Here is a 26,297-nt window from a genome sequence, read left to right on the forward strand (position 1 = left end):
GGTGGTCCTGCGGGACGCCCACACGGGTCCAGCGGTGACGCCGGGCGCGGGCGGTTCTGCGGGACGCTGACACGGGTCCAGCGGTGACGCCGGGCGCGGGTGGCCCTGCGGTGACGCCGACGGGGTGGTCCAGCCGTGACGCCGGGCGCGGGCGGCCCTCCCGGTCCGGGCACGGGCGGGGCGCCTCGCGCCGGGGCCGGGGTAGCCGCAGGGCGGCGGCCCTTCAGTACGTGGGGCGGGTGGGCGCCCGCATTCTGCACGGGTGGGGGAGTCCGTGCCTGCCCGGGTGGGGCGCCTGCACCCTGCAGGGGCGGGCCGTCCCCGCCCCGCGCGGGTGGGGGGCCACCATCCCGCGCGGGCGGCCCCACGCACCCTGCACGCGGGCCCACCCGATCCGGGCACGGGCGGCCTCGCGCGGGGCGGGGGTAGCGACTGGGCGGGCGGTCCGCCCGTACCTGAGACGCACAGGCTGCCCGCACCCCGCACCGGGGCTCGTCCGCACCCCGCGCGGCTGGGGGGCCACCACCCCGCACGGGCGGCCTCCACGCACTTCGCGCGGATAGGACGCCCGCAACCCCCGCAGGGCGGGGGTAGCGACGGGGCGGGCGGTCCGCCCGTACCTGAGACGGACGGGCTGCCCGAACCCCGCACCCCGCACCGGGGCTCGTCCGCACCCCGCGCGGGTGGGGCGCCACCACCCCGCACGGGCGGCCTCCACGCACTCCGCGCGGATAGGACGCCCGCAACCCCACGCGCGACCTTCCCGCCTCCCGCACCGGCGGCCCGCCGCCCGCCTCCTGCACCGGCGGCTCACCGCCCGCCTCCCGCACTGGCGGCTCGCCGCCCACCTCCCGCACTGGCGGCTCGCCGCCCACCTCCCGCACTGGCGGCTCGCCGCCCACCTTCCGCACCGGCGGCCAGCCCTCCACCCCCATACCGGCGGCCCACCGCCCACTTTCCGCACCGGCGGCCAGCCCTCCACCCCCACACCGGCGGCCCACCGCTCACCCCCACACGCGGGCCCAGCCCTCACACGCGGGCCCACCCCCACCCCTTCAAAAACCAAACCCCCACCCCCCCAACCCACCTCCCTCACGAACTGCGCCCGCGCAACCCCTTGACGTCCTGAAGCCGTGGCAGTTAACTCACGTCCTAAATTAAGCCGTGAGTGCATTCCCTGAAGGGACACCAGGAGCCATGCGCAGCATCCGAGCCGCGGCCGTAGGCGCCGTCACCATGTCTCTCGCCCTGGCCGCGTCGGCCTGCGGAGGCGGTTCGTCCACGGACGGCGGGTCCAACGACTCGCCGAAGACCCTCACCTACTGGGCCTCCAACCAGGGGGCGAGCATCGAGGTCGACAAGAAGGTCCTGCAACCCGAACTCGACAAGTTCGAGAAGCAGACCGGCATCAAGGTCAAACTGGAGGTCGTGCCCTGGTCGGACCTGCTCAACCGGATCCTCACCGCGACCACCTCGGGACAGGGCCCCGACGTGCTGAACATCGGCAACACCTGGAGCGCCTCGCTCCAGGCCACCGGCGCGCTGCTGCCGTGGGACGCCAAGAACTTCGCCAAGATCGGCGGCAGGGACCGGTTCGTGGACTCCGCGCTCGGCTCGACGGGCGCCGAGGGCAAGGACCCGGCCGCGGTACCGCTGTACTCGATGGCGTACGCCCTCTACTACAACAAGAAGCTCTTTGCCGAGGCGGGGATATCCGGGCCGCCCGCCACCTGGAGCGAGTTGGTCGCCGACGGCAAGAAGCTGTCCAAGGACGGCAAGTGGGGCCTGGGCGCGGAGGGTTCGAACCCCTCGGAGAACATCCACCACGCGTTCGTCTTCGCCAAGCAGCACGGCGCCGACTTCTTCACCGCCGACGGCAAGGCCGACTTCACCAACGACAAGGTCGTCGCCGCGGTCAAGCAGTACGTGGACCTGATGGGCAAGGACAAGGTCATCGCGCCGGGCAACGCCGAGTACGCGCAGAACCAGTCCGTCAGCGACTTCGCCAAGGGCAAGACGGCGATGCTGCTGTGGCAGTCGGCCTCCGCCAACCTCAAGTCGCAGGGCATGAGCGAGGACGACTACGGCATCGCCCCCGTCCCCGTGCAGTCCGGCACCCCGGGCACCGGCACGCAGGTCAACTCCATGGTGGCCGGCATCAACATGGCCGTCTTCAAGAACACCGACAACCTCGACGGTGCGACGAAGTTCGTGAAGTTCATGACCAGCGACGCGGAGCAGAAGATCCTCAACACCGCGTACAGCTCGATTCCGCCGGTGAGGACCGCCCAGAGCGACGCCACCTTCAACACCCCGGCCAACGCCGTGCTCAAGGACACCCTCGCCAAGAGCGCCGCCGCGCTGCCGCAGGTCGCCGACGAGTCGCAGTTCGAGACGGCGGTCGGTACGGCGATCAAGGACCTGTTCGCCGACGCGGCCGCCGGACGGGACATCACCACCGGCTCGGTGAAGGCGGCGCTGGAGAAGGCCCAGCAGCAGATGCCGGGCGCGTGATGACCACGACCCTGGAACGCGCCGCACCGAAGGCGCCGCCCGGCGAGAAGCGGCCGGCCCGCCCCGGCCGCATCCGCCGGATCGGACTGCCGTATCTGCTCCTCCTGCCCGCCCTGCTGCTCGAACTCCTCGTGCACCTGGTGCCGATGGCCGTCGGCATCGTGATGAGCTTCAAGGAGCTCACCCAGTTCTACATCCGTGACTGGGGCTCCGCGCCCTGGTCCGGGCTCGACAACTTCAAGGTGTCGGTGGACTTCGACGCCCCGGTCGGCGAGGCGTTGCTGCACTCCTTCCTCGTCACCGTCGCCTTCACCCTGCTGTCGGTCGCCCTGTGCTGGCTGATCGGCACCGCGGCGGCGATCTTCATGCAGGACACCTTCCGCGGCCGCGGCCTGCTGCGGGCCCTGTTCCTGGTGCCGTACGCGCTGCCCGTCTACGCGGCCGTCATCACCTGGGTGTTCATGTTCCAGCACGACAACGGGCTGGTGAACCACGTCCTGCACGACCAGCTCGGCCTCACCGACAAGCCGTCCTTCTGGCTGATCGGCGACAACAGCTTCATCGCCCTGCTGACCGTGTCGGTGTGGAAGGGCTGGCCCTTCGCCTTCCTCATCGTCATGGCCGGACTCCAGAACATTCCACGGGAGTTGTACGAGGCGGCCGCCCTCGACGGCGCCGGGGTGTGGCAGCAGATCCGCCGCATCACCCTGCCGTCGCTGGGCGCCGTCAACCAGGTGCTGATCCTGGTGCTGTTCCTGTGGACGTTCAACGACTTCAACACCCCGTACGTCCTGTTCGGCAGGACCGCCCCGGAGGCCGCCGACCTGATCTCCGTCCACATCTACCAAGCCTCGTTCGTCACCTGGAACTTCGGCACCGGCTCCGCCATGTCCGTGCTCCTGCTGCTCTTCCTGCTGCTGGTGACGGGCGCGTACCTGGTCCTCACCTCGCGCGGACGGAGGGCCCCCCGTGTCTGACACCCAGACGGCGACTCGGCACAACTCGCCGATGGCGCCCCCGCGTTCGTTCCTGTGGACCCGGCGGATCTTCCTCACCGTGCTCGCCGGCTTCGTGCTGCTGCCGGTGTACGTCATGGTCTCCAGCTCGCTGAAGCCGCTCGCAGACGTCACCGGCAAGTTCCGCTGGACACCCAGCGAGGTGACGATCCGCCCGTACATCGACATCTGGTCGACCGTCCCGCTGGCCCGCTACTTCGTGAACTCGCTGATCGTGGCGGGCGCGGCGACGGTCTGCTCGGTGGTGATCGCGGTCTTCTCCGCGTACGCCGTCAGCCGCTACGACTTCCGCGGCAAGCGGGTCTTCACGGTCACCGTGCTGTCGACGCAGATGTTCCCGGGCATCCTCTTCCTGCTTCCGCTGTTCCTGATCTACGTCAACATCGGCAACGCCACCGGCATCGCCCTGTTCGGCTCGCGCGGCGGGCTGATCCTGACGTATCTCACCTTCTCCCTGCCGTTCTCGATCTGGATGCTGATCGGGTACTTCGACTCGGTGCCGCGCGACCTGGACGAGGCGGCGCTGGTCGACGGCTGCGGCCCGCTGAAGGCGCTGTTCCGGGTCGTCGTGCCGGCCGCGATCCCCGGCATCGTCGCGGTCGCCGTCTACGCCTTCATGACCGCCTGGGGCGAGGTGCTGTTCGCGTCGGTGATGACCAACGACACCACCCGCACCCTCGCGGTCGGCCTCCAGGGCTACTCCACGCTCAACGACGTGTACTGGAACCAGATCATGGCCGCCTCGCTGGTCGTGAGCGTTCCGGTCGTCGCGGGCTTCCTCCTTCTCCAGCGCTACCTCGTCGCCGGGCTGACGGCGGGCGCCGTCAAATGACCGCCTCCGAAAGGACTTACGTGACCATCGACCTCGCCGCACTCCCGCACGACTTTCTGTGGGGCACGGCCACCTCGGCGTACCAGATCGAGGGAGCCGTGGCGGAGGACGGCCGTGCGCCATCGATCTGGGACACCTTCGCGCACACCCCCGGGAAGATCGCGGGCGACGACCACGGCGACGTCGCCTGCGACCACTACCACCGCTGGCGCGACGACATCGCGCTCATGCGTCAACTGGGCACCAACGCCTACCGGTTGTCGATCGCCTGGCCGCGCGTGCTGCCGGGCGGCGACGGCCCGGTCAACGCCAAGGGCCTGGACTTCTACGACGAGTTGGTCGACGGTCTGCTGGCGGCGGGCATCACCCCGTCCGTCACCCTCTACCACTGGGACCTCCCGCAGGCGCTCCAGGACCGGGGCGGTTGGCCCGAGCGGGAGACCGCCGAGCACTTCGCCGCGTACGCCTCCGTGGTGGCCGCGCGCCTGGGTGACCGGGTCGGCCACTGGACCACCCTCAACGAGCCGCTGTGCTCGGCCTGGATCGGCCACCTCGAAGGCAAGATGGCGCCGGGCCTCACCGACCTGACCGCCGCCGTCCGTGCCTCCTACCACCTGCTCCTGGGCCACGGGCTCGCCGTGCAGGCCATCCGGGCGGCCGTCGCGGACGCGCAGGTCGGCATCGTCAACAACCTCTCCACCGTGTACCCCGCCACCGACCGCCCGGAGGACGTCGAGGCCGCCCGCCGCATGGACGGCCACACCAACCGCTGGTGGCTGGACCCGGTCCACGGCCGCGGCTTCCCGGCGGACATGCGCGCCGTGTACGGCGTCGAACTCCCCGAACGCGCCGGGGACTTGGAGACCATCGCCGCCCCGCTCGACTGGCTCGGCCTGAACTACTACTTCCCGCAGACGGTCGCCGACGACCCCAGCGGGCCGGCCCCGCACGCCCGTGCCGTACGCCGCCCCGGCGTGCCCCGCACCGGCATGGACTGGGAGATCGACGCGAGCGGCATCGAGACCCTGTTGCTGCGCCTGACCGAGGAGTACGGCGCCCGCAAGCTGTACGTCACGGAGAACGGCTCCGCCTATCCGGACGTCGTACGCCCCGACGGCACCGTCGACGATCCCGAGCGGCAGGACTACCTGGCCGGGCACCTCGCGGCCTGCGCGTCCGCCGCCCGCCGGGGCGCCCCGCTGGCCGGCTACTTCGCCTGGTCGCTGCTGGACAACTTCGAGTGGGCCTACGGCTACGACAAGCGCTTCGGACTGGTCCACGTCGACTACGAGACCCAGGCCCGCACCATCAAGGGCTCCGGGCACCGTTACGCGGAGATCATCCGGGAGCACCGGGCAGGGGCGCGCCGCGCCGCCTGAGACGTACCGGAAGTCCCTGGAGAACGGGGTCCCAGGGCGGGGACACGCCGGCCGCCAGCCGGGGTGTCCCCGCGTACCCGTCTTATTGCGTTGCCGCAGGCAGGCCCCCCTGACAGCCTCACCCCATGCCCACCTTCACCGCCCCCGACGGCACCACCCTCGCCTACCACGTCTCCGGCGACGGCCCACCCCTGGTCTGCCTCCCCGGCGGGCCGATGCAGGACTCCGCCTACCTCGGTGACCTGGGCGGCCTCGGCGCCCACCGGACCCTGATCCGGCTGGACCTGAGGGGCACCGGCGACTCGGCGGCCCCCGAGGACCCGACGTCGTACCGCTGCGACCGTCAGGTCGACGACGTCGAGGCGCTGCGCAAGGAACTGGGCCTGGACCGCCTGGACCTGCTGGCCCACAGCGCCGGCGCCAACCTGGCCGCCCTCTGCGTCGCCCGCCGTCCCGACACGGTCGGCCGGCTCGCCCTGATCACGCCGAGCGTGTACGCGGTCGCACTTCCCCTGGGTGGACGAGGCCCGCAGCTTCGTGGCGCACACCGCGCGTTTTCTCGCCTAGTCCGCCGAGCGGCCGTCCGGGGCGGGTTGTCAGTTCGCACACCGCGCGTTTCCTCGCCTGGCCCGCCGAGCGCCCGTCCAGGGCGGGTTGTCAGTGGCGCCTGCCATGATCCCGGACATGCTCTACGACGACGTGCTCCGGGCGTTGAACGACCCCGCCTTCGTCCTCGACGTGCGCTCCGCCGATCTGGCCGGGCTGTCCGACGAGGACCTCGGCGGGCTGCTCCCGGCGGCGTACCGGTCGCGCCCCGGCGCCACGGAGGCGATGGCGCGGACACGGGTCGCGGTCCACGGGGCGGCGAGGGACCGGGCGCCGCGCTACACACCCAAGGCGTGCCGCCGGATGGTCGAGGCGGTCGCCGCCTGCGTCGAGGACCCCGACGACGTGGTGAGCCTGCGCCCGGTCGCGGACGCGCTGGCGCACTGCACGGGGCCCTGGCCCGAACTGTCCGGTCCCGCACGCGCCCTGACGGCGTTCCTGGTGCGGCGCGGCGACGTCTCCCACCCGTACACGCTCCTCGTGCTGGCCGGTCTCGCGGACCGGGCGACCCTGAGCGCGGTGGCGGATCTCCTGGGAGGCGACCAGGGAGCCATCGCCAGGGACGGCGTCGACACGGCCCTCTCCCTCACCCAGGCCGAGCAGGCGCTGCTCGTCCAGGTCGACGGGGTCAACTCCTACGAACCGCCGCCGGACGCCCCGGACCTGTGGCGCGAGGTGGCAGGGATCCCGGCGTTCGTCGCCTTCGCCCGGCGGGCCCTGGAGGCGGCGGCCGACCGCGCTGATGCCATAGGGCGCGGCGACCTGCCCTACCGCGCCGACAAGGCGTTCGCCGCCCGCGAGGTCGAGATGCTGGGACAGGCCGCGCGGGTGGCACTGCTGCGCGACGAGCCGTGGCTGCCCGGAGTTCTCGACCGCCTGCTGCCCGGCGTCGCCGTCGCCCCGACCGCCGCGAAGTCCGTACCGTCGCAGGCGCTGCTGTACGAACTGGGGCGCGCCGCGCGGGACTTCCCGACCCCGGAGGCCGTCGCCGCGCTGCGCACCGCCCGGTCCGTCACCCGGCACGCCGCGGTGCCCAAGCAGCTCGACAAGCTGCTCAAGAAGGTCGAGGCGGCCCTGGCCGAGCGGACCGAGGTGGCGCTGCGGCTGCCGAGGGCGGGCTTCGACGACGGCGGTGTCCTGCGCCGCGAGGCGGGTGGCGGCTGCACGGCCGTCGTCACCGTCGCCGAGACCGCCGAGCTGACCTGGGAGAAGGACGGCCGCCCGCTGAAGAGCGTCCCCGCGTCCGTCCGCCGCGACCAGGCCGGCCTGGTCAAAGAACTCCGCGACCTGGTGAAGCGGGTCGGCGTCCAACTCGGCACCCTGGCCAGGGCGCTGGAGGGCGGCTTCACCGTCGACACCGTCCACCCCTACGCCCGGTGGCGCGCCGAACTGGCCGACCATCCGCTCGCGCGGGCGGTCGTGCGCAGGCTGATCTGGGAGATCGAGGGCCCGCCAGGACAGTGGCGGTCCTTCCTGCCGGTGATCGAGGACCTCCCCGAGGCGCCCGACGACGCGTCCGTACGGCTGTGGCATCCGATCCGCGCGGATGCCGGGACGGTAGGGGCCTGGCGGGACCGGATCGTCGACGGGCGGATACGCCAGCCGTTCAAGCAGGCGTTCCGCGAGATCTACCGGCTCACCCCGGCCGAGGAGGAGACCGGCGACCACTCCTTCCGCTTCGCCGCCCATCTGGTGCACTACCAGAGGATGGCCGCGCTGTTCCGGGCGCGCGGGTGGCGCAGCCGGCTGCTCGGCCCGTGGGACTGCGGGGACGGGGACGCGGCCCTGCGCACCCTGGGCGCGGGGGAGTGGCGGGTCGCCTTCGCCCACACCTACGTGGACGGCGCGGACGGCGGCGGGGTCGCCTCGACGGACCGGGTGAGCTTCGAGCACCGGGTCGACGGCACCTGGCGCCAGGCACCGCTCGCCGCGGTGCCGCCCCTGGTCTTCAGCGAGGCGATGCGCGACGTGGACCTCTTCGTCGGCGTCACCTCGATCGCCGCCGACCCCGACTGGACCGAGCAGGGACCGGCCCGCGCCTACTGGGAACGGGCCGGGTTCGCCGAGCTGCCGGAGAGCGCCGAGGCCCGCCGCGACGCCCTCGCGCGCATCCTGCCGCGCCTGAAGATCGCCGACCGGTGCACGCTCGACGGCCGTTTCCTGGTCGTCCGGGGCGACCTCGGGACGTACCGGATCCATCTCGGCTCGGCGAACATCCTGATGGAGCCGGACGACTCCTACCTCTGCGTGGTTCCCTCGCGCGCCGCGGTCGGCGGCAAGGTGTTCCTGCCGTTCGAGGACGACCGGCTCACCGTGATCCTCAGCAAGGCCCTGCTCCTCGCCGCCGACACCTCGATCACCGACCCGACGATCCTCCGGCAGATCAGGAGAGGACAGACCTGACGACCCCGAAAAGACCCCCGACGGCCGCCGTACGGACGGATCAGCAGTCCCGGAACTCCGGTGACTGGTTGAGGATCTGCGAGCGCACCGAGGTGAAGCGCGCGTAGGTCTCGCTGTCCTGCGATCCCGGGCGGAAGGCCGCGACCCGGTGGCAGTTCTGGAAGGCCAGGGTCACACCGAAGTGGCGCTCCAGGCTGGTGCGGATCGCGTCGCCGGCGAGGGCGCGCAGCAGCTGGCCGCGTTCCCTCTCGGACGGCGGGGGCGTCTGGTTGTCGGTGAACTCGGCCGTGCCGCCGTGGAGTTCGGCGGCGAGGGAGTGGACGAGGTCGTAGGCGTAGGGGAGGGACGTGCGGACGGTGTCCACGAAGTCCTCCTCGCGGACGGCGCCGTTCTCGGCCTCGGCGAGGAGCTTCGGGGAGACGTCGAGAGACATGAAGGTGCTGGTCCTGTCTGTGCGTTGCGGGGGTGGTGAGGGTTCAGGTGAGGGATGCGGGGCCGGGCACGAAGTCGGGGTCGACCTGGGACGCCAGGTCCTCGCCGGCCCAGGCACGGGCGTTGCGCAGATGGAACTCCACGGCGTGGGCGTGCAGCGCCGCCCAGTCGCGGGGGCAGGCGTCCACGGTCTCGCGCAGGAGGTTCAGGGCGTGCCGGTTGTGCGCCTCCAGTTCGCCCCGCTCGCGGCCCTGTTCGGCGGCGCGGACGAACGGTGAGTGGACGAGGTGGGTCAGCAGGTCGTCGCCCACCTCCTCCTTGAGGAAGAGCAGGTCGTCCTCGCCGGTCACCTTGTTGCCGATCACGGCGATCCGGATGCCGAACTCGCGGGCGTGGTCGCGGTACTGGCGGTAGACGGAGACGCCCTTGCGGGTGGGTTCAGCCACCAGGAACGTCATGTCGAAGCGGGTGAAGAGGCCGGAGGCGAAGGCGTCCGCGCCCGCCGTCATGTCCACCACCACGTACTCGCCGGGGCCGTCGAGGAGGTGGTTGAGGTAGAGCTCCACGGCGCCGAGCTTGGAGTGGTAGCAGGCCACCCCGAGGTCGCTCTCCTCGAACTCGCCCGTCACCATGAGCGGCACCTCGCCCACCCGCCGGACGTGTCGGGCGTGCAGTTCGTCGTCGCCGAGCAGGCGCAGCAGCCGGGAGCCGCGGCCGGGCGGGGTGGTCTTGATCATGGACTCGGGGGAGGGGATGCGCGGGTTGGTGCCGCGCAGGAAGTCCTTGATGCCGGTCAGGTGGGCGCCCAGCGCAGGGGCGGCCGGTGCGGCCCCGTCGTGGCCGAGCGCCTCGGCCAGGTGCTGGTTGATGTCCCCGTCCACGGCGAGCACGGGAGCACCGGCCTCGGCGAGATGACGGGAGAAGAGTGCCGACAGGGTGGTCTTGCCGCTGCCACCCTTGCCGACGAAGGCGACGCGCATCAGCATCCCGCCCTTGCCGCACCTAAGGCCATTTTGAAAATGGATGTCATGTCGGTAGGTTCTATGCGTGTCCTCGATCACTGTCAAATCCCAAGGTGATCAACGGGTTCCGCTTAATGCATATGATGTGCAAGTGCGTGACTACAGCATCAGGGCCGCCGGCCCGGACGACCTCGACGCTGCCCGAGCGGTGATGCTCGACACCGTCTACCGCGACTTCGGCACCGGGTACGTGCCCCGCTGGCACGGTGACATCATCGACCCGGCCGCCGCCTATCTGCTGTCGGAGCGCCACACCCTCCTGGTGGCGACCGACCCGGCGGACGGCCAGGTCGTCGCCACCGGCGCCCTCGACTCCCGCGGCCCGGCCCACCCGCCGAACCCGCGCCGGATCGCCGAGAGCTACCCGTCCGGCGAGACCGCACAGCTGCGCCGTGTCTACGTCCGCCCCGAGCACCGCAGGCGCGGCCTCGCCCGGCGGATGGTCGCCGCGCTCATGGCGTTCGCCGTCGCCGACGGCGGTTACCGCTCCGTCTATCTGCACACCGACCCGGCCGTGCCCGGTGCCGAGGCCTTCTGGCGGTCGCTCGGCAAGCTCGTGCACGACGAGCGCGATGACCCCGAGGGTGCCCACGACGTCCTGCACTTCGAGATCCCGATGGGGCGATGACCGTATGACCCGACCGCGCCACCTCCTCGCCCTCCTGCTCGCCCCCGTCCTCACCGGCTGCTTCGCCTCCGGCGGTGCGGGCGGCACCTCCGACGACGCGGGCGACGGCTCCCGGCTGCGCGTCGCCCTCGCCTTCCCGCCGGCCGAGAACCTCACCCCCTACGGCGCCGACGCCACCCTCCTCAGCCGCCTCGGCGTCACCGAGGGCCTGACCGCCCTCGACGCCAACGGCGCCGCCGTCCCCGCACTCGCCGCCTCCTGGACCCGCGAGAACGACCGCACCTGGCTGTTCACCCTGCGCGAGGCCACCTTCCAGGACGGCGCCAAGGTCACCCCCGCCGCCGTCGCCGCCGCCCTCACCCACGCCACCGAGGCCAGGCCGGCCCCCGCCGCCCTCTCCGGCGTCACCCTCACCGCCAAGGCGTCGGGCGGTACCGGCGTACGCGTCAGCACCAAGGACCCCGACCCCGTGCTGCCGCTGCGGCTGTCCAGCCCGAGCCTCGCCGTGCTGTCCGCGAAGGCGTACGACGGGACGGACCGCGTCGACCCGGTCGGCCACGCCACCGGCCCCTTCCGCCTCACCAAGGTCCTGGGCGCCACCGCCGCCACTCTCGACCGCTACGACGACTACTGGGGCGGCCGCGCCCAGGCCGCGGGCATCGACGTGAAGTTCGTCGCCGACGGCACCGCCCGCGCCAACGCCCTGCGCACGGACCAGGTCGACCTCGCCGAGGCCGTCCCCGTCGCCCAGACCGCCACCCTCGACAAGGGCCTGCGCAGGGCCACGGACACCACCCGCACCACCAGCCTGTTCCTCAACACCGAGTCGGACGTGTTCAAGAACCCCGGCCTCCGGGCCGCGGCCCGGCAGGCCGTCGACACCTCCGCACTCGCCCAGGGCGTCTACGAGGGGTACGCCGACGCAGGCGCCGGTCTCTACGGGCCCGCCGTGACCTGGGCCGAGGGCCGGCGCGTCGCGCCGGTCGGCCGGGCGAAGGCGGCCGACCCCGAGGGCCGCACGATCACCCTCGCCACCTACGACAACCGGCCCGAACTCCCCGAGGTCGCCCAGGTGGTGAAGCAGCAGCTGGAGAAGGCCGGCTTCGAGGTGGAGCTGGAGGTGCGGGAGTACTCGCGACTGGAGAGCGACGCGCTGGAGGGCAGGTTCGACGCCTTCGTCGGCGCCCGCAACAGCCTCCTCGACACCGGCGACCCGGTCTCCGTCCTCGCCAGCGACTTCACCTGCGACGGCAGCTACAACCTCGCCCTGCTGTGCGATCAGGACGTCGACAAGGCGGTGAAGAAGGCCGAAGGCATCACCGACACCACGCGGCGGCAGGACGCGGCGATGGCCGCCGAGGCCGAGATCCTCGGCACCGACGCCGTCGTCCCGCTGGTCCACCAGCGCGTCATCACCGGCATCGGCCCCACGGTCAGCGGCGCGCTCCTCGACCCCTACGAGCGCACCCTCGTCGGCACCGGCACCCGGCGCTGAGGCATGCGGCAGCACGCGGCGACCCTCCTGTGGCGGGCCGGGATCGCCATTGCCCTGGTGTGCGCGGTCGGCCTGCTGCCGTGGCTGACCCGCACCGACCCGGCCCTGACCGTCCTCAGGGCCCGCTCGGCGGAACGCGACCCCGACCCCCGGGTGCTCGCCGACATCCGGGCCCGACTCGGCCTGGACGACGGCCCGTTCCGCCTCCTCGGACAGTGGCTCGCCGGACTGGGGCGCGGCGACGCGGGCCAGTCGTGGATCTCCGGCGGCGACGTCACCCCCGCCGTTCTTCAAGCCCTGGGCGTCTCCCTGCTGTTGATGGCGGCGGCCCTCGCGGTCGCCGCCGGCACCGCCGCGCTGATCTGCGCCCGCACCCTCCGGCTCGGCGCACACCGGCGGCTCGACGGGCGCCGCGCGGGCGGCGGCGGTTCCGCGGTCCTCGCCGCGCTGCCGGAGTTCCTGACCGCGTCCGTGCTCGCCACCGTCGTCGGCGTCCAGCTCGGCTGGCTGCCCGCCCTCGGCTGGTACGGGCCGCGGTGGACGATCCTGCCCGCCCTCGCCCTCGGCCTGCCCGCGGGCGCCGTGCTCGGACGGCTCCTCGACGACCTGCTGCCCGGCGCCTTCGCCGAACCCTGGGCGCTGGCCGCCGCCGCGCGCGGACTGCCCGGCCGCTCCGTCGCCCGCCAGGCGCTGCGCCGCTGTCTGCCCGGACTCCTGCCGAACACCGGCCTGTTCGCGGTCGGCCTCACCGGCGGCGCGGTCGCGGTGGAGCAGATCTTCGACATCCCCGGCCTCGGCCGCACCACCCTCCAGGCCGCCCTCGCCCAGGACCTCCCCGTCCTCCAGGCCGGCACCCTCGCCCTCGTCCTCCTCGCGGCCGCCTTCGCCGGACTCGCGGCCCTCGCCACCCGCCTGCTCGTCGGCACGGCCCTGCGCGACGGCGCCCTGCCGTCCCCGCACGGCCCGACGCCGCCCGCCCGCGGCATCCAGCCGTTCGCCTACGGTGGGCTGCTGGCGCTCGTCATCGCCCTCGGCCTGCCCCGCGACCCGCTCGCCCTCGACACCCGGCGACGCCTCCAAGCACCGTCCCCGGCCCACCCGTTCGGCACCGACGCCCTCGGCCGTGACGTCCTCGCCCGGGTCGCGCACGGCGCCGTCGAGACCCTGCTGCTCGCCCTCGCGATCGGCGCCGCCGCCCTGCTCATCGGCGTCACGCTCGGTCTGTCGCCCCGGCTGTCCGGACCGCTCGTCGACACGGTCACCGCCCTGCCGCCGGTCCTGGTCGCCCTCCTGGTCACCGCCGTCGCCGGCAGCGGCCCCGCCACCCCCGCCCTCGCCGTCGGCGCCGTCGCCTGGGCACCCCTCGCCGCCCACACCTCCGCCCTGCTGCGTCAGGAACGCGCCACCCTCCACATCACCGCCACCCTCGCCCAGGGCGCCGGCCCCTGGCACCTGCTCCGCCGCGAACTGCTGCCCGCCGTCCTGCCGCCCGTCACCCGCCACGCCCTGCTGCGGCTCCCCGGCATCGCCCTCGCCCTCGCCTCCCTCGCCTTCCTGGGACTCGGCGCCCAACCCCCCGCCCCGGAATGGGGCCTGCTGCTCGCCGAGAACCAGCCCTACGCCGAGCGCGCCCCCTGGGCCGTCCTCGCTCCCGCCGCCGCCCTCGCCCTGCTCGGCGCGCTGGCGGTGACCGCGGCGGGCGGGGTGCGCCGACCACGACGCAGGCCCCGCCCGGCCGTTCCGGAACCCCGGCAGCGGCCCCGTACCACGCCACACGAGGTGGGAACCCGATGAGCTCGATCACCACGGCCCCGCGCAAGGAACGGGGCCGCACCCGGCTCACACCGCTGCTGCGGCTGCTGATCCTCACCCAACTCGCCTTCAACCTGGGCTTCTTCGCCGTGCTGCCGTTCCTCGCCGAGCATCTCGGCACCGCGGTCGGCATGGCGGGCTGGATGGTCGGGTTCGTGCTGGGGCTGCGGACCTTCAGCCAGCAGGGGCTGTTCGTGGTGGGCGGGGCGCTCGCCGACCGGTACGGCATCCGGCCGGTCGTGCTCGCGGGGTGCGCCCTGCGCATCGCCGGATTCGGCTGGCTCGGGTACGCCGAGGCGACCTGGGCGGTCATCGGGGCCGTCCTGCTGATCGGGTTCGCCGCCGCGCTGTTCTCGCCCGCCGTCGAGTCCGAGGTGGCCCGGCAGGCCGTCGTGCACGAGGAGCGGGGCGGCGGATCACGGACCCGGGTGCTGGCGCTGTTCACCGTGGCCGGACAGGCGGGGGCGTTCGTCGGACCGCTGCTCGGCGCACTGCTGCTGGCGGTGGACTTCCGGACCGTGTGCCTGGCCGGTGCCGGCATCTTCGTGCTCGTCCTCGCCGGACACGCCTGGCTGCTGCCGCAGCGCATCCCCGGACGGCACCGAGTCGACGTCAAGGGCGGCATACCGGTGCTGCTGCGCAACCGGCGCTTTCTCGCACTGGCCTGCGCCTACGGCGCCTACCTGCTCGCCTACAACCAGCTCTACCTCGCGCTGCCCGCCGAGGTGGAACGCGTCACCGGCTCCCAGGCCGCGCTGGCCTGGCTGTTCGCCCTGTCCTCGCTGCTGGTGGTGACCGCCCAACTGCCCGTCACCCGCTGGGTCGGCGACCGGCTGGCGATGCGCCGGTCCATGGCGGCCGGACTGCTGCTCATCGCCGCCGGGTTCGCGGTCGTGGCGCTCGCCCGGCCGGCGGGCTGGACGGGGACGGCGGGGTTGCTGCCCGCGGCCGGGTTCGTCGTCCTGCTCACCTTCGGCCAGATGCTCGTCGCGCCCGTCGCCCGCGCCTGGGTCCCCGACCTCGCCGAGGAGGGCCGCCTCGGCCTCTACACCGGGGCGCTGTCCTCGGTGTCCGGCCTGATCGTGCTCGTCGGCAGCTCCGCGACCGGCACCCTCCTCGACAGCGGACTGCCGGCGGCGGTGCCATGGCTGGTGCTGGCCGCCGTACCGGCCGCGGCCGTCGCGCTGCTGCCGCGGCGCCCGTAGGTCATCCGGCGACCAGCTCGCGCACGTCCTCCAGGGGCAGCTCCATGACCCGGGAGGTGCGGAAGAGCCACAGCACGTCCCGGCCGAACGACCACACCAGCGCGGCGAGCGCCGTCGCCACCACCCCGAACTCCAGGGCGTACGGCAGCAGACCGGAGGCGGCCAGGAGGAGGAAGACGCCCTGGAGGGCGGCGACCGTCTTGCGGGCGGTGCTCGGCGGGAGCGGGGCGTTCAGCCACGGCCAGACGCGGGCGGCGGCGACGAAGGCGTAGCGCATGCCGCCGATCAGCAGCACCCACGGGCCGTGCGCCATCGACACGTACACGCTGAGCACCAGGATCAGGAACGCGTCGACCTCCATGTCGAAGCGCGCGCCGAGCGGGGTGGAGGTGCCGGTGGCGCGGGCGACCTTGCCGTCGACGCCGTCGAGGATGAGGGCGACGGCCGTCAGGCCGACGAACACCGTGATGGGCGGGGAGCTCTGGAAGGAGTCGGCGACCAGTGCCGTCACCCCGCCGACCAGGATCGAACGGCCGAGGGTCACCCGGTTGGCGGGGCCGAAGGTGCGGGACCGGGAGCGGTGCAGGGCCCGGGAGAGCACCGCCCAGGTGGCGACGGCGAAGACGAGACCGGTCAGCCAGCCCGCCGGTCCCAGGCCGATCGCCGTACCGAGCAGGGCCAGCAACAGGATCTGTACACCCGCTCCGACAGCGGTCTCCTGCTGGACCAGCCTTGCCTCGTAAGTGTTGTTCAGGGCCACCGAACATCCTCCGGCCGTGTGACAGAGTCGATCAACGCCGCGTACTGTGCGCGACCTGTGCACACCTCGGTACGTGAACCACTTCCCGATCGTTCAGGAGGACGCCGATGAAGCGCGCCGCGCGTGCGTTCTGGCTCAGCAGTCCGGGTGAGGGCGAGATACGCGAACTCACCCTTCCGGCCCCCACCGAGGGGGAGGTGCTGGTCCGCGCCCTGTACTCCGGCGTCAGCCGCGGCACCGAGACCCTGGTCTTCCGCGGTGGGGTCCCCGAGAGCCAGCACGCCGTCATGCGGGCGCCGTTCCAGGAGGGCGACTTCCCGGCACCCGTGAAGTACGGCTACCTCAGCGTCGGAGAGGTCGAGGAGGGCCCGGCGGACCTCGTCGGCCGTACGGTCTTCTGCCTCTACCCGCACCAGACGCGTTACGTCGTCCCGGTGACCGCCGTGACCCCGGTGCCGGAGAACGTGCCCGCCGAACGGGCGATCCTCGCCGGCACGATCGAGACCGCCGTCAACGCCCTCTGGGACGCGGCACCGCTCGTCGGCGACCGCATCGCCGTGGTCGGCGGCGGCATGGTCGGCTGCTCGGTCGCCGCCCTGCTGGCCCGCTTCCCGGGCGTGCGGGTCCAGCTGGTCGACGCCGACCCGGCCCGGGCGACGGTCGCCGAGGCGCTCGGGGTCGGTTTCGCGCTGCCCGCGGACGCCCTCGGCGAGTGCGACCTCGTCGTCCACGCCAGCGCCACCGAGCAGGGACTGGCCCGCGCTCTGGAGCTGCTCAGGCCGGAGGGCACGGTCCTCGAACTGAGCTGGTACGGCGACCGGCAGGTCAGCCTGCCGCTCGGGGAGGCCTTCCACTCCCGGCGGCTGACCATCCGCAGCAGCCAGGTCGGCACCGTCTCCCCGGCCCGCTCCAGCCGCACCTACGCCGACCGGCTCGCCCTGGCCCTCGACCTCCTCGCCGACCCGGCGCTCGACGCCCTCGTCACAGGAGAAAGCACGTTCGAGGAGCTGCCACGGGTGATGCCCCGGCTCGCTTCCGGGGAGATCGCGGCGCTGTGTCACCGGGTGAGGTACGGCATGAGCGCCTGACCTGAGAAAAGAGTGAGGAACGGCTGAACACGGGGAAGCGAAGAGCCGTACTACTCGGCATCCCCGCCGGCAAGCAGGGCGGGGGATCGAAGGCGCCGCACCTGGAGGGTCGTCCGTTGTTCAGTGTCACCGTCCGCGATCACATCATGATCGCCCACAGCTTCCGCGGTGAGGTCTTCGGACCAGCGCAGCGTCTGCACGGAGCCACGTTCCTCGTGGACGCCACCTTCCGGCGCGAGCAGCTGGACGACGACAACATCGTCGTCGACATCGGCCTGGCCACGCAGGAACTCGGTGCCGTCGTCAGCGAGCTGAACTACCGCAACCTCGACAACGAGCCCGACTTCGCCGGGATCAACACCTCGACGGAGTTCCTGGCCAAGGTCATCGCCGACCGGCTCGCCGAACGCATCCACAAGGGCGCGCTCGGTGAAGGGGCCCGCGGCATCGCCGCGATCGGGGTCACGCTGCACGAGTCGCACGTCGCCTGGGCGAGTTACGAGCGTGCCCTGTGACCGACGTGACCCTGGAGAAGACCCCCCAGGCCGCGCTGGGCTACGTGCCCGTGCAGCACTCCGTCCTCAAGAACGCGGACATCGTGCCCATGTCCTTGCGCACCGTGCACTTCGTCATGCCGGGCGGTGTCGACGACCCGGCCGCGCCGAGCGGCGGCAACGCCTATGACCGGCGGGTGAGTCTGGACCTGCCCGGTTTCGGCTGGCAGGTCCACAAGCACGCCGTGACCGGCACGTGGCCCCGGCCGGGCGCCGACGCCCGTGCGGAACTCGCGCGCGCCCTGCGGGAGTTGCCCGACGACACCGTCGTCCTGATGGACGGCCTGGTCGCCTGCGGAGTCCCCGAGATCGTCGTGCCCGAGGCGGAGCGGCTGCGGCTCGCCGTCCTCGTGCACCTTCCGCTCGGCGACGAGACCGGCCTCGACCCGGTCCTGGCCGCCGAGTTGGACGCGAAGGAGCGCGCGGTGCTTCGCGCGGTCCCCGCCGTGATCGCCACAAGCGACTGGGCCGTGCGCCGGCTCGTCTCCCACCACGGCCTCGCCCCCGACCGGGTCCATGTCGCCGCCCCCGGCGCCGACATCGCCCCCCTCGCCTCCGGCACCGACGGCGTCTCCCGCCTGCTGTGCGTCGCCGCCGTGACCCCCCGCAAGGGACAGCACCGGCTCGTCGAGGCGCTCGCGACGGTCCGGGACCTGCCGTGGAGCTGCGTCTGCGTGGGCGGGCTCACCCAGGACCCCCAGTACGTGGCCGACCTGCGGTCCCTGATCGCGAAGTACGGCCTGGAGCACCGGCTGGAGCTGGCCGGACCGCGGGCCGGCGCCGAACTCGACGCCGCGTACGCCGCCGCCGACCTGATGGTCCTCACCTCCTACGCCGAGACCTACGGCATGGCGGTGACGGAGGCCCTCGCGCGCGGCATCCCGGTCCTGGCCACCGACGTCGGCGGCCTCCCCGAGGCGGTCGGCCGCGCCCCCGACGGAGGGGTGCCCGGCATCCTCGTCCCGCCGGAGGACCCCGCCGCCCTCGCCGCGGAACTGCGCGGCTGGTTCGGCGAGGCGGACGTACGGCGCCGGCTCAAGGCGGCTGCCCGGGGCCGCAGGGCCGCCCTGGACGGCTGGGCGGCCACGGCCCGCAGCCTGGCCGGAGTGCTGGGCCGACTGCCGAGCGAGCCCAGGAGGGCGGCATGAGGAAGACGGCGACGACAGCGCAGCGCGGCGGGATGATCCCGGCGCAGGCGGGACCGCGGGACGTGCCGGCGGCCGACGGGGGGAAGGGCGCCGTGGGAACGCAGACCGAGGACGCGCCCGGACGGCCGGGTGCGGCGAGCGGGCCCGAGCGCCCGGAAGCCGTCGCGGCCGTGGAGGAGGCCCCGCGGGGTCCGACCCTCGCCCCGGACGCCGCGATGCCCGGCGCGGGCCCCGCCGAACGGCCCACCGTACGGCTCCGCGAGGACGGCCCCGAGGAGCAGCCGCGGTACGCGCCCGAGTGGCTGGAGCTGCGGGAGCCCGCCGACGCCGGTGCGCGCTCGCTCGACCTGCTCGACCCGTTGCGGATCCGGCTCGCCAACCTGCCGGGCAAGGCCGGGGTGGTCATCCACGACCTCGGGTGCGGCACCGGCTCGATGGGCCGCTGGCTCGCGCCCCGGCTCGACGGCCCCCAGCACTGGGTCCTGCACGACCGGGACCCCTACCTCCTGCACTTCGCAGCCGTCGCCTCGCCGCGCGTCGCCGCCGACGGCAGCCGCGTCACCGTCGAGACCCGGCGCGGCGACGTGGCCCGGCTGACCGCGGACGCCCTCTCCGGCGCGTCCCTGGTGACCGCCTCCGCCCTCCTCGACGTCCTCACCCGCGAGGAGATCGACACCCTCGCCGCCGCCTGCACGGGCGCGGGCTGCCCGGCCCTGCTGACCCTCTCCGTGGCCGGCCGGGTCGAACTCACCCCGGCCGACCCGCTGGACGAGGAGATCGTCGAGGCGTTCAACGCCCACCAGCGGCGCTCCGGCATGCTGGGCCCGGACGCGGTCACGGCCGCCTGCGACGCCTTCTCCGAGCGGGGCGCCACCGTACGGCTGAACTCCAGCCCCTGGCGTCTGGGCCCGGCCGAGTCCGCCCTCACCGCCCAGTGGCTGCGCGGCTGGGTCGGCGCGGCGGTGGAAGAGCGCCCGGAGCTGCGCGAGCGGGCCGACCGCTACCTCCGCGAACGCCTGGAGGCCTGTGCGGCGGGCGAGCTCGACGTCGTCGTCCACCACACCGACCTGCTGGCGCTGTCCCGGCCGACGGGCGGGTCGGCATGAGCGTGGAGACGGTACGGGCGGCCCACGCGGGCCGACGGGGACCGGCCCGCCGCAGGCGCTGGGCGGGGCCGGCCGGTGGGATGCGCGGCCGTGGGCGCACGGCGGTGACGCCGGTGGCCGGGATGGCATCGGTGCGGGGTGTGGCCGCGTTCGTGGCGGGGGCGCGGCTGGCGGAGCGGTACGCGGAGGCGATGGCCGGGACGGCCGAGGGGAGCCGGGTGGCCGGGGGGACTCTTCCCGAGGCCGCCGCGCTCGTCCCGCCGCCCGTCAAGGCCGTTGCGCCGCCGCCCGTGGCCGTCTCCGGTGACCGCATCGGCGTGATCGTCAGCAGGCCCCGGCCCGGGGCGGCCGCCGCCGCGGCCGGTGCCACCCGTGCCGTCTCCTGGTGGCGAAACGTTCTCTCGAGGCTCAGGTCCCCGGCCGTACGTACCCACGTCGGCAGCGCGGTCGGTGTGCTCATCCTCGCGGTACTGCTCTGGCGGCTCGGCACCGGTGTCTTCCTCGACGGACTGCGGCGCATCGACGGCGGGACGCTGCTGGCCGCGCTCGGCATCGGCGCCGTGACCACCGTCCTCAGCGCCTGGCGCTGGCAGTTGGTCGCCCGGGGCCTGAACATCCGGCTGCCGCTCGGCGCCGCCGTGGCCTCCTACTACCGGGCCCTGTTCCTCAACGCGGCCCTGCCCGGCGGCGTCCTCGGCGACGTGCACCGGGCGGTCCGGCACGGGCGCAGCACCCAGGACCTCGGCCGCTGCGTACGGGCCGTCGTCCTCGAACGGGTCGCGGGACAACTGGCGTTGGCCGTGATCGGCGCCGCCGTACTGCTCACCATGCCGTCCCCGGTGCTCACCCAGGCCCGGCATCTCGCGCCGCTGCTCCTGCTCGGCGCGCTGGGCACGCTCGCCGTCGTCCTCGCCCTGCGGACGAACCGGGCGCCCTCACGCGCCGGCAAGGTGCTGCGCGAGACCCGCGAGGGACTGCTGTCGCGGGAGAACGGACCCGGTGTCGCCCTGTCCTCGGTCCTCGTCCTCGCCGGGCACCTCGCGATGTTCGTGCTCGCCGCCCGCGTCGCCGGCTCCGCGGCCTCCGTCGCCGTGCTGCTGCCGATCGCCGTGCTCGCCCTGCTCGCGATGGGGCTGCCGCTGAACGTCGGCGGCTGGGGCCCCCGCGAGGGCGTCACCGCCTGGGCGTTCGGCGCGGCCGGGCTGGGCGCCGGCAGCGGGCTGGCCGTCGCGGTCGTCTACGGGGTGCTCTCCCTCGCGGCCAGCCTGCCCGGCCTCCTCGTTCTGCTCGCCCGCTACCCGCGCGCCGCGTCCCCGTCGGAGGTGAGCAGTGAGAAATACGCGCCGAAGGAATCCGCCAGGCTCGCCAGCAGCGCTTTGCCCTTTTCCGCCGAACCCAGTGAAGGTCGCCCGATGACACCGGAATCGGTATAGGCGGACATACCGAGGGTGAGCAGATGACGTCGGTCGTCGGCGACGAAATCGCCGGACTCATAACCGGGCCGGACATATTCGGGAGACGTGTGCAGAAGGATGGAGGTCTCGATTTCCCCCGCGTGCATGTCGGAGAGCAGCGAGGTGGTCACGCCCGCCCGCTCCCGCGCCGTCTCCCAGTCCTCGGCGGCCGGGAACAGCGCCATCTTCTCGCCGCGGGCGGAGGATTCCTGAACGACGTTGCCCAGCACGTAGTTTCCGCCGTGGCCGTTGACCACGACCAGGGCCTCGACGCCGGACCGGCGCAGCGAAGAGGCTATGTCCCGTACCACCGAGTGAAGGGTCACCGATGAGATGCTGACGGTTCCCGCCCACGCGGCGTGTTCGTGCGAGCAGGAGATCGTCACCGGAGGGAGGAGGTGCACCGGGTACGCCGCGGCGATCTCCCGGGCTACGGCACAGGCGACGAGCGTGTCGGTCGCCAGGGGAAGGAACGCGCCGTGCTGCTCGAAGCTCCCGACCGGAAGGACGGCGACCTGTCGTGAGACACCCGCGCCCCGCGTCCGTACGTCTTCCGTGGTGTCCGCCGGCAACGGACCGTATGCCGCCGACCGCATTTGCGAACCGCTCATTCTTTCACGGCCTTTCGTCTCTGCTTAGGAACTCGAGAATCATGACAGAAAAAATTGGCGTACTCGGCACGAAGTCTCCCCAGCGCACGGGTGTGGAACGCGTGGTGAATGCGCCGCTGCCCACCGTCTACGGGCAATTCCGGGCCGTCGGATACCTCGACCACGATCGCGGCGACGAGCAAGTGGCCCTGGTCTACGGCGAGATCGGCACCGACGAGGTCCTGACCCGGCTGCACTCGGAATGCCTCACCGGTGACGCGTTCGGCTCCCGGCACTGCGAGTGCGGCGAGCAACTCGACTCCGCGCTACGGGCCGTCGTCGCCGAGGGCAGCGGCATCGTCGTCTACCTGCGCGGCCACGAGGGCCGGGGCATCGGACTGCTCGCCAAGCTGCGCGCGATGGCGCTCCAGGCGGAGGGCCTGGACACCGTGGAGGCGAACCTCGCCCTCGGCCTGCCGGTGGACGCCCGCGACTACGGGGTCGCCGCCGGGATGCTGGCCGACCTCGGGGTGCGCTCGGTGCGGCTGATGTCCAACAACCCCGACAAGCGCGAGGCGCTGATCCGGCACGGCATCGAGGTCGCCGAGACCGTGCCGCTGCTGATAGCGCCGTGCGAGAGCAACATCACCTACCTGCGCACCAAGCGGGAACGCCTGGACCACCACCTGCCGCATCTGGACGCGGTGGCCCACCTGTCCTGATTACGGGAACCCGAGTCCGGACAGGAACAGGGGACCGGCCCCGACGCCCCTGGGAGGCTCGCCCGTGGACACACAGGCCAACGCCGTCGTGATCGGCGGTGGGGTGATGGGCACCAGCATCGCCTACCACCTCGCCGCCGCCGGGGTCCGCGACGTCGTGCTCGTCGAACGCGACGAACTGGCCTCCGGCTCCACCTCCAGGGCGGCCGGAGGTGTGCGGGCGCAGTTCTCCGACGCGCTCAACGTGCTGCTCGGCGCCCGCAGCCTGGAGGCGTTCGGCCGGTTCGGCGAGGAGGTCGGCCACGACATCGGCCTGCACCGCGTCGGCTACCTGTTCCTCCTCTCGACCCCCGAGGACGTCGCCTCCTTCGAGGCGGGCGTGCGGCTGCAGAACTCCCTCGGCGTGCCCAGCCGCATGCTCACCCCCAAGGAGGCCCGCAAGCTCTCCCCGCTGATCAGCACCGACGGACTGCTCGCCGCCGCCTACTCGCCGGACGACGGCCACTGCACCCCGGAGGCCGTCGTGCACGGCTACGCCTCCGCCGCCCGCGCCCTGGGCGCCCGCATCCTGCGGCACACCGAGGCCACCGGCATCACCGTCCGCGGCGACACCATCCGCTCCGTCGAGACGACCCTCGGCACCATCGCCACCGACACGGTGATCTGCGCGGCCGGCGCCTGGTCCCGCTCGGTCGGCCGGATGGTCGGGGTGGACCTGCCGGTGGAGCCGCTGCGCCGCCAGATCGCGGTCACCGAGCCGGTCCCCGGCCTGCCGCCCGGCCTGCCGATGACGATCGACTTCAGCAGCACCCTCTACTTCCACCGCGAGGGCCCCGGCCTGCTCGTCGGCATGTCCGACCCGGACGAGCGCCCCGGCTTCGCCACCGACACCCACGACCGCTGGATCCCCCGCCTCACCGCCGCGATGCACCACCGCGCCCCGTCCCTGCTCGACCTGCGCCGCACCGGCGGCTGGGCGGGCCTGTACGAGGTCACCCCGGACCACAACGCCCTGATCGGCGAGGCGACGACGGTGTCCCGCTTCCTGTACGCGACCGGCTTCTCCGGCCATGGCTTCCTCCAGGGACCCGCCGTCGGCGAGGTCGTCCGCGACCTGTGCCTGGGCCGCGTACCCTTCGTGGACGTCAGCCCGTTGCACGCCGGCCGGTTCGCGGCCGACGCCCCGCGCCCGGAGGCCAACTGCGTATGACCGAGCTCCATTTGTGGCTGCGCCACGAGGTCCGGCCCACCGAACGCCGGACCCCCCTCGTGCCGTCCGACGCCCGCCGGCTCGTGGACAGCGGCGTGACCCTGACGGTCGAGGAGGCCCCGCAGCGGATCTTCCCCGTGTCCGAGTACGAGGCGGTCGGCGCCCGGGTCGTGCCCGCGGGCTCGTGGGTGTCGGCGCCGGCCGGCGCGGTGGTCCTCGGTCTGAAGGAACTCCCCGACGACCCCGCCGAGTTGTCGCACCGGCACGTCTTCTTCGGGCACGCCTACAAGCGGCAGCCCGGCGCCGAGGCCCTGCTCCGCCGGTTCGCCGCCGGGGGAGGGGCACTGCTCGACCTGGAGTACCTGGTCGACGACCACGGGCGACGGCTCGCCGCCTTCGGGTACTGGGCGGGATACCTGGGCGCGGCCCTGGCGGTGCTCCAGCACCGGGGCCGGCTCGCCGCCCCCCTCGCGCCCACCGCGAAGGACGACCTCGACGCGATCCTCCGGCCCCTCCCCGGCGACGAGGAGTTCACCGCGCTCGTCATCGGTGCCCTCGGCCGCAGCGGACGCGGCGCCCGCGTCGCCCTGCGGGCCGCCGGGATCGACCCCGCCTGCTGGGACCTCGACGAGACCCGCGACCTGGACCGCCCGGCCCTGCTGGCGCACGACGTCCTGGTCAACTGCGTCCTGGCCACCACCCCCGTCCCGCCCTTCCTGCGGGAAGCCGACCTCGGCGACCCGGCCCGCCGACTGCGCACCCTCTGCGACGTCACCTGCGACGTCGGCTCGCCCCTGAACGTCCTGCCGGTCTACGACCGCACCACCGAGTGGACCGAGCCGGTGCGCCGTCTGCACAAGGAGCCCCCGCTCGACCTCATCGCCATCGACAACCTGCCCTCGCTGCTGCCGAGGGAGTCCAGCGCCGACTTCTCAGCTCAACTGCTGCCCCTGCTGCTGGAGTTCGGCACCGGCGGGGCATGGGGCCGCTGTCTGGACCGGTTCCGGGACGCCTCCCGGGAACTCGGTGTCCTGGATGTCGCGCAGGAGGAGGCGCGGGATGTCTGACCTGGTTCCGGCGAGCGGCACCGTCCACTGGATCGGCACCGGCCTGTCCACGGGAAGCGGACTGGCCGGGCTGTGCGAGACGGCCGCACGGGTGCGGGTCTGGCACCGCACCGAGGAGCGCGCCGCCGAGGCCCTCGACCGGCTCGCCCTCACCGGCCGTGCCGAGCCCCGCGCCTACGCCCTGCCCGCCCTCACGGCGGATCTCGCGCCCGGGGACGTGGTCGTGTCGATGCTGCCCGCGCCGGAGCACGCCGGGATCCTGGCCGCCTGTGTCTCGCGCGGGGCGCACTTCGCCTGCTCCAGCTATGTGTCGGACGCGGTCCTGGAGCAGGTGCCTGCGGCACGCGCGGCCGGGGTGGTGGTCCTCACCGAGTCCGGGCTCGACCCGGGCATCGACCACCTCTTCGCGCACAGCCTCGTCGCCCGCGCCCGGGACGCGATCGGCGCCGGCACAGCGGCCTCGTACCGTCTGACCTCCTACTGCGGCGGCATCCCCTCGGTGCCGAACGACTTCCGGTACCGGTTCAGCTGGGCGCCCCTCGGCGTGCTCAACGCCCTGCGCTCGCCCGCCCGGTACATCGAGGACGGTGCCGAGACCGTCGCCGCGCGGCCCTGGGAGGCGACCCGGCGGCACGTCGTCGACGGGGAGGCCTTCGAGGTCTACCCGAACCGTGACAGCGTCCCCTTCGTCGAGCAGTACGGGATGCCGGACGCCTGGAGGCCGCGGACCTTCGTGCGGGGCACCCTGCGCCTGGAGGGGTGGCTGCGGGCCTGGGAGGCGGTCTTCGAGGAGCTCAAGGGCGGGGACGACGACCGGATCGCCGCGCTGGCACGGGAGTTGGCGGCGGCGTACCCGACCACGGACGCCGACCGCGACCGGGTGGTCCTCGCGGTGTCGCTGGACGTCGAGGGTCCGGCGGGCCGGTCCTGGTCGGGCGCCTATCTGCTGGACCTGGTGGGGGACGAGGAGGAGAGCGCGATGGCTCGCTGCGTCTCGCGCACCCTCGCCCTCGGCGTGGGGCACATCCTGGACGGCTCGCTGCCGCCGGGCCTGAACCGGGCCGCCGAGACGGCGGCCCGGTCGGAGCAGTGGCTGCGGGAACTGGCGCTGGACGGGCTGGAGTTCACCCTGCGGGTGGACGCCTGACCGGTCGCGCCGCGACCCGGGGGCCTTGTGCGCGGCGCCTTTCCGGTCGCGCCGCGACCTGGGGGCCTTGTGCGTGGCTCCTGACCAGCCGGTCACGCGCCCTGTGC

General features: G+C 73.3%; 21 protein-coding genes and 2 pseudogenes. 19 read left to right on the plus strand and 4 right to left on the minus strand.

What is annotated here, in order from left to right; all coding sequences use genetic code 11:
* Positions 1–1,197: 1,197 nt before the first annotated feature.
* The 6 genes and pseudogenes from ACH41F_RS10545 to ACH41F_RS10570 all read left to right on the plus strand — a co-directional run bounded on the left by ACH41F_RS10545 (position 1,198) and on the right by ACH41F_RS10570 (position 8,750).
* Entirely contained in the window at positions 1,198–2,514 is a 1,317-nt protein-coding gene (locus ACH41F_RS10545) for an extracellular solute-binding protein (RefSeq protein ID WP_391235571.1), read from the plus strand.
* Positions 2,514–3,491 carry a carbohydrate ABC transporter permease gene (locus tag ACH41F_RS10550; protein WP_398834322.1) on the plus strand — a complete coding sequence of 326 codons (978 nt, stop codon included), beginning with the start codon at positions 2,514–2,516 and terminating at the stop codon, positions 3,489–3,491. Before ACH41F_RS10545 ends, ACH41F_RS10550 begins: the two co-directional genes overlap by 1 nt.
* A gap of 31 nt (positions 3,492–3,522) precedes the next feature.
* Positions 3,523–4,362, plus strand: coding sequence for an ABC transporter permease subunit (locus ACH41F_RS10555; RefSeq protein WP_391235664.1), 840 nt, complete (start codon positions 3,523–3,525; stop codon positions 4,360–4,362).
* Positions 4,363–4,382: 20 nt separating this feature from the next.
* The gene (locus ACH41F_RS10560; protein ID WP_391235565.1) at positions 4,383–5,741 is read left to right on the plus strand and encodes a GH1 family beta-glucosidase; all 1,359 of its coding nucleotides are present in this window, start codon (positions 4,383–4,385) and stop codon (positions 5,739–5,741) included.
* Between the two features lie 125 nt (positions 5,742–5,866).
* Positions 5,867–6,262 (plus strand): annotated as a pseudogene (locus ACH41F_RS10565) (alpha/beta fold hydrolase); the annotation flags it as partial.
* 163 nt (positions 6,263–6,425) lie between these two features.
* Positions 6,426–8,750 carry a DUF4132 domain-containing protein gene (locus tag ACH41F_RS10570; RefSeq protein WP_398834324.1) on the plus strand — a complete coding sequence of 775 codons (2,325 nt, stop codon included), beginning with the start codon at positions 6,426–6,428 and terminating at the stop codon, positions 8,748–8,750.
* Between the two features lie 40 nt (positions 8,751–8,790).
* Here ACH41F_RS10570 and ACH41F_RS10575 read toward each other — a convergent pair whose 3' ends face one another.
* Positions 8,791–9,183: an SCO5389 family protein gene (locus tag ACH41F_RS10575; RefSeq protein WP_391235556.1), complete on the minus strand. Its 393-nt coding sequence runs from the start codon at positions 9,181–9,183 to the stop codon at positions 8,791–8,793.
* Positions 9,184–9,226: 43 nt separating this feature from the next.
* A complete protein-coding gene (locus ACH41F_RS10580) occupies positions 9,227–10,162 on the minus strand; it encodes an ATP-binding protein (RefSeq protein WP_391235661.1) in 936 nt (311 codons plus the stop codon).
* 133 nt (positions 10,163–10,295) lie between these two features.
* Here ACH41F_RS10580 and ACH41F_RS10585 point away from each other — a divergent pair, with 133 nt between their 5' ends.
* From ACH41F_RS10585 to ACH41F_RS10600, 4 genes are read left to right on the plus strand one after another with little or no spacing between them, the layout of a single operon-like run.
* Entirely contained in the window at positions 10,296–10,832 is a 537-nt protein-coding gene (locus tag ACH41F_RS10585) for a GNAT family N-acetyltransferase (RefSeq protein ID WP_398834326.1), read from the plus strand.
* Between the two features lie 4 nt (positions 10,833–10,836).
* Positions 10,837–12,327, plus strand: a complete 1,491-nt coding sequence (locus ACH41F_RS10590; RefSeq protein WP_398834328.1) for an ABC transporter substrate-binding protein — start codon at positions 10,837–10,839, stop codon at positions 12,325–12,327.
* Positions 12,328–12,330: 3 nt separating this feature from the next.
* On the plus strand, positions 12,331–14,121 hold the full coding sequence (locus ACH41F_RS10595; protein ID WP_398834330.1) for an ABC transporter permease subunit: 1,791 nt from the start codon (positions 12,331–12,333) through the stop codon (positions 14,119–14,121).
* Complete coding sequence (locus tag ACH41F_RS10600) at positions 14,118–15,344, plus strand: MDR family MFS transporter (RefSeq protein ID WP_398834332.1); 1,227 nt, start codon at positions 14,118–14,120, stop codon at positions 15,342–15,344. The genes ACH41F_RS10595 and ACH41F_RS10600 overlap by 4 nt, the downstream gene beginning before the upstream one ends.
* Position 15,345: 1 nt before the next feature.
* On the opposite strand, the gene ACH41F_RS10605 is transcribed toward ACH41F_RS10600, so the two are convergent.
* Entirely contained in the window at positions 15,346–16,104 is a 759-nt protein-coding gene (locus ACH41F_RS10605; protein WP_391235542.1) for a CDP-alcohol phosphatidyltransferase family protein, read from the minus strand.
* 107 nt (positions 16,105–16,211) lie between these two features.
* On the opposite strand from ACH41F_RS10605, the gene ACH41F_RS10610 reads away from it, so the two are divergent.
* From ACH41F_RS10610 to ACH41F_RS10630, 5 genes and pseudogenes are all read left to right on the plus strand, one after another.
* A complete protein-coding gene (locus tag ACH41F_RS10610; RefSeq protein WP_398834335.1) occupies positions 16,212–17,192 on the plus strand; it encodes a zinc-binding alcohol dehydrogenase in 981 nt (326 codons plus the stop codon).
* Positions 17,193–17,308: 116 nt separating this feature from the next.
* Positions 17,309–17,707 carry a 6-carboxytetrahydropterin synthase gene (locus tag ACH41F_RS10615; protein ID WP_391235536.1) on the plus strand — a complete coding sequence of 133 codons (399 nt, stop codon included), beginning with the start codon at positions 17,309–17,311 and terminating at the stop codon, positions 17,705–17,707.
* Entirely contained in the window at positions 17,704–18,894 is a 1,191-nt protein-coding gene (locus ACH41F_RS10620; RefSeq protein WP_391235533.1) for a glycosyltransferase, read from the plus strand. The genes ACH41F_RS10615 and ACH41F_RS10620 overlap by 4 nt, the downstream gene beginning before the upstream one ends.
* The gene (locus ACH41F_RS10625; protein WP_398834337.1) at positions 18,891–20,000 is read left to right on the plus strand and encodes a trans-aconitate methyltransferase; all 1,110 of its coding nucleotides are present in this window, start codon (positions 18,891–18,893) and stop codon (positions 19,998–20,000) included. The genes ACH41F_RS10620 and ACH41F_RS10625 overlap by 4 nt, the downstream gene beginning before the upstream one ends.
* Before the next feature lie 191 nt (positions 20,001–20,191).
* Positions 20,192–21,253: pseudogene (locus ACH41F_RS10630) on the plus strand (YbhN family protein); the annotation flags it as partial.
* Positions 21,254–21,294: 41 nt separating this feature from the next.
* Here ACH41F_RS10630 and ACH41F_RS10635 read toward each other — a convergent pair.
* The gene (locus ACH41F_RS10635; protein WP_391235527.1) at positions 21,295–22,065 is read right to left on the minus strand and encodes a creatininase family protein; all 771 of its coding nucleotides are present in this window, start codon (positions 22,063–22,065) and stop codon (positions 21,295–21,297) included.
* 41 nt (positions 22,066–22,106) lie between these two features.
* On the opposite strand from ACH41F_RS10635, the gene ribA reads away from it, so the two are divergent.
* The 4 genes from ribA to ACH41F_RS10655 all read left to right on the plus strand — a co-directional run bounded on the left by ribA (position 22,107) and on the right by ACH41F_RS10655 (position 26,190).
* Positions 22,107–22,766, plus strand: a complete 660-nt coding sequence (gene ribA, locus ACH41F_RS10640; protein ID WP_391235524.1) for a GTP cyclohydrolase II — start codon at positions 22,107–22,109, stop codon at positions 22,764–22,766.
* Positions 22,767–22,830: 64 nt separating this feature from the next.
* Positions 22,831–23,976 (plus strand): FAD-dependent oxidoreductase, encoded by a 1,146-nt coding sequence (locus ACH41F_RS10645; protein ID WP_391235520.1) that lies wholly within the window; start codon positions 22,831–22,833, stop codon positions 23,974–23,976.
* On the plus strand, positions 23,973–25,043 hold the full coding sequence (locus tag ACH41F_RS10650; protein WP_398834341.1) for a saccharopine dehydrogenase: 1,071 nt from the start codon (positions 23,973–23,975) through the stop codon (positions 25,041–25,043). Before ACH41F_RS10645 ends, ACH41F_RS10650 begins: the two co-directional genes overlap by 4 nt.
* Positions 25,036–26,190 (plus strand): saccharopine dehydrogenase family protein, encoded by a 1,155-nt coding sequence (locus tag ACH41F_RS10655; protein ID WP_398834343.1) that lies wholly within the window; start codon positions 25,036–25,038, stop codon positions 26,188–26,190. The genes ACH41F_RS10650 and ACH41F_RS10655 overlap by 8 nt, the downstream gene beginning before the upstream one ends.
* Positions 26,191–26,297 lie beyond the last annotated feature (107 nt).

The sequence above is a fragment of the Streptomyces sp. NPDC020489 genome (genome assembly GCF_044386545.1).
GTDB lineage: Bacteria > Actinomycetota > Actinomycetes > Streptomycetales > Streptomycetaceae > Streptomyces.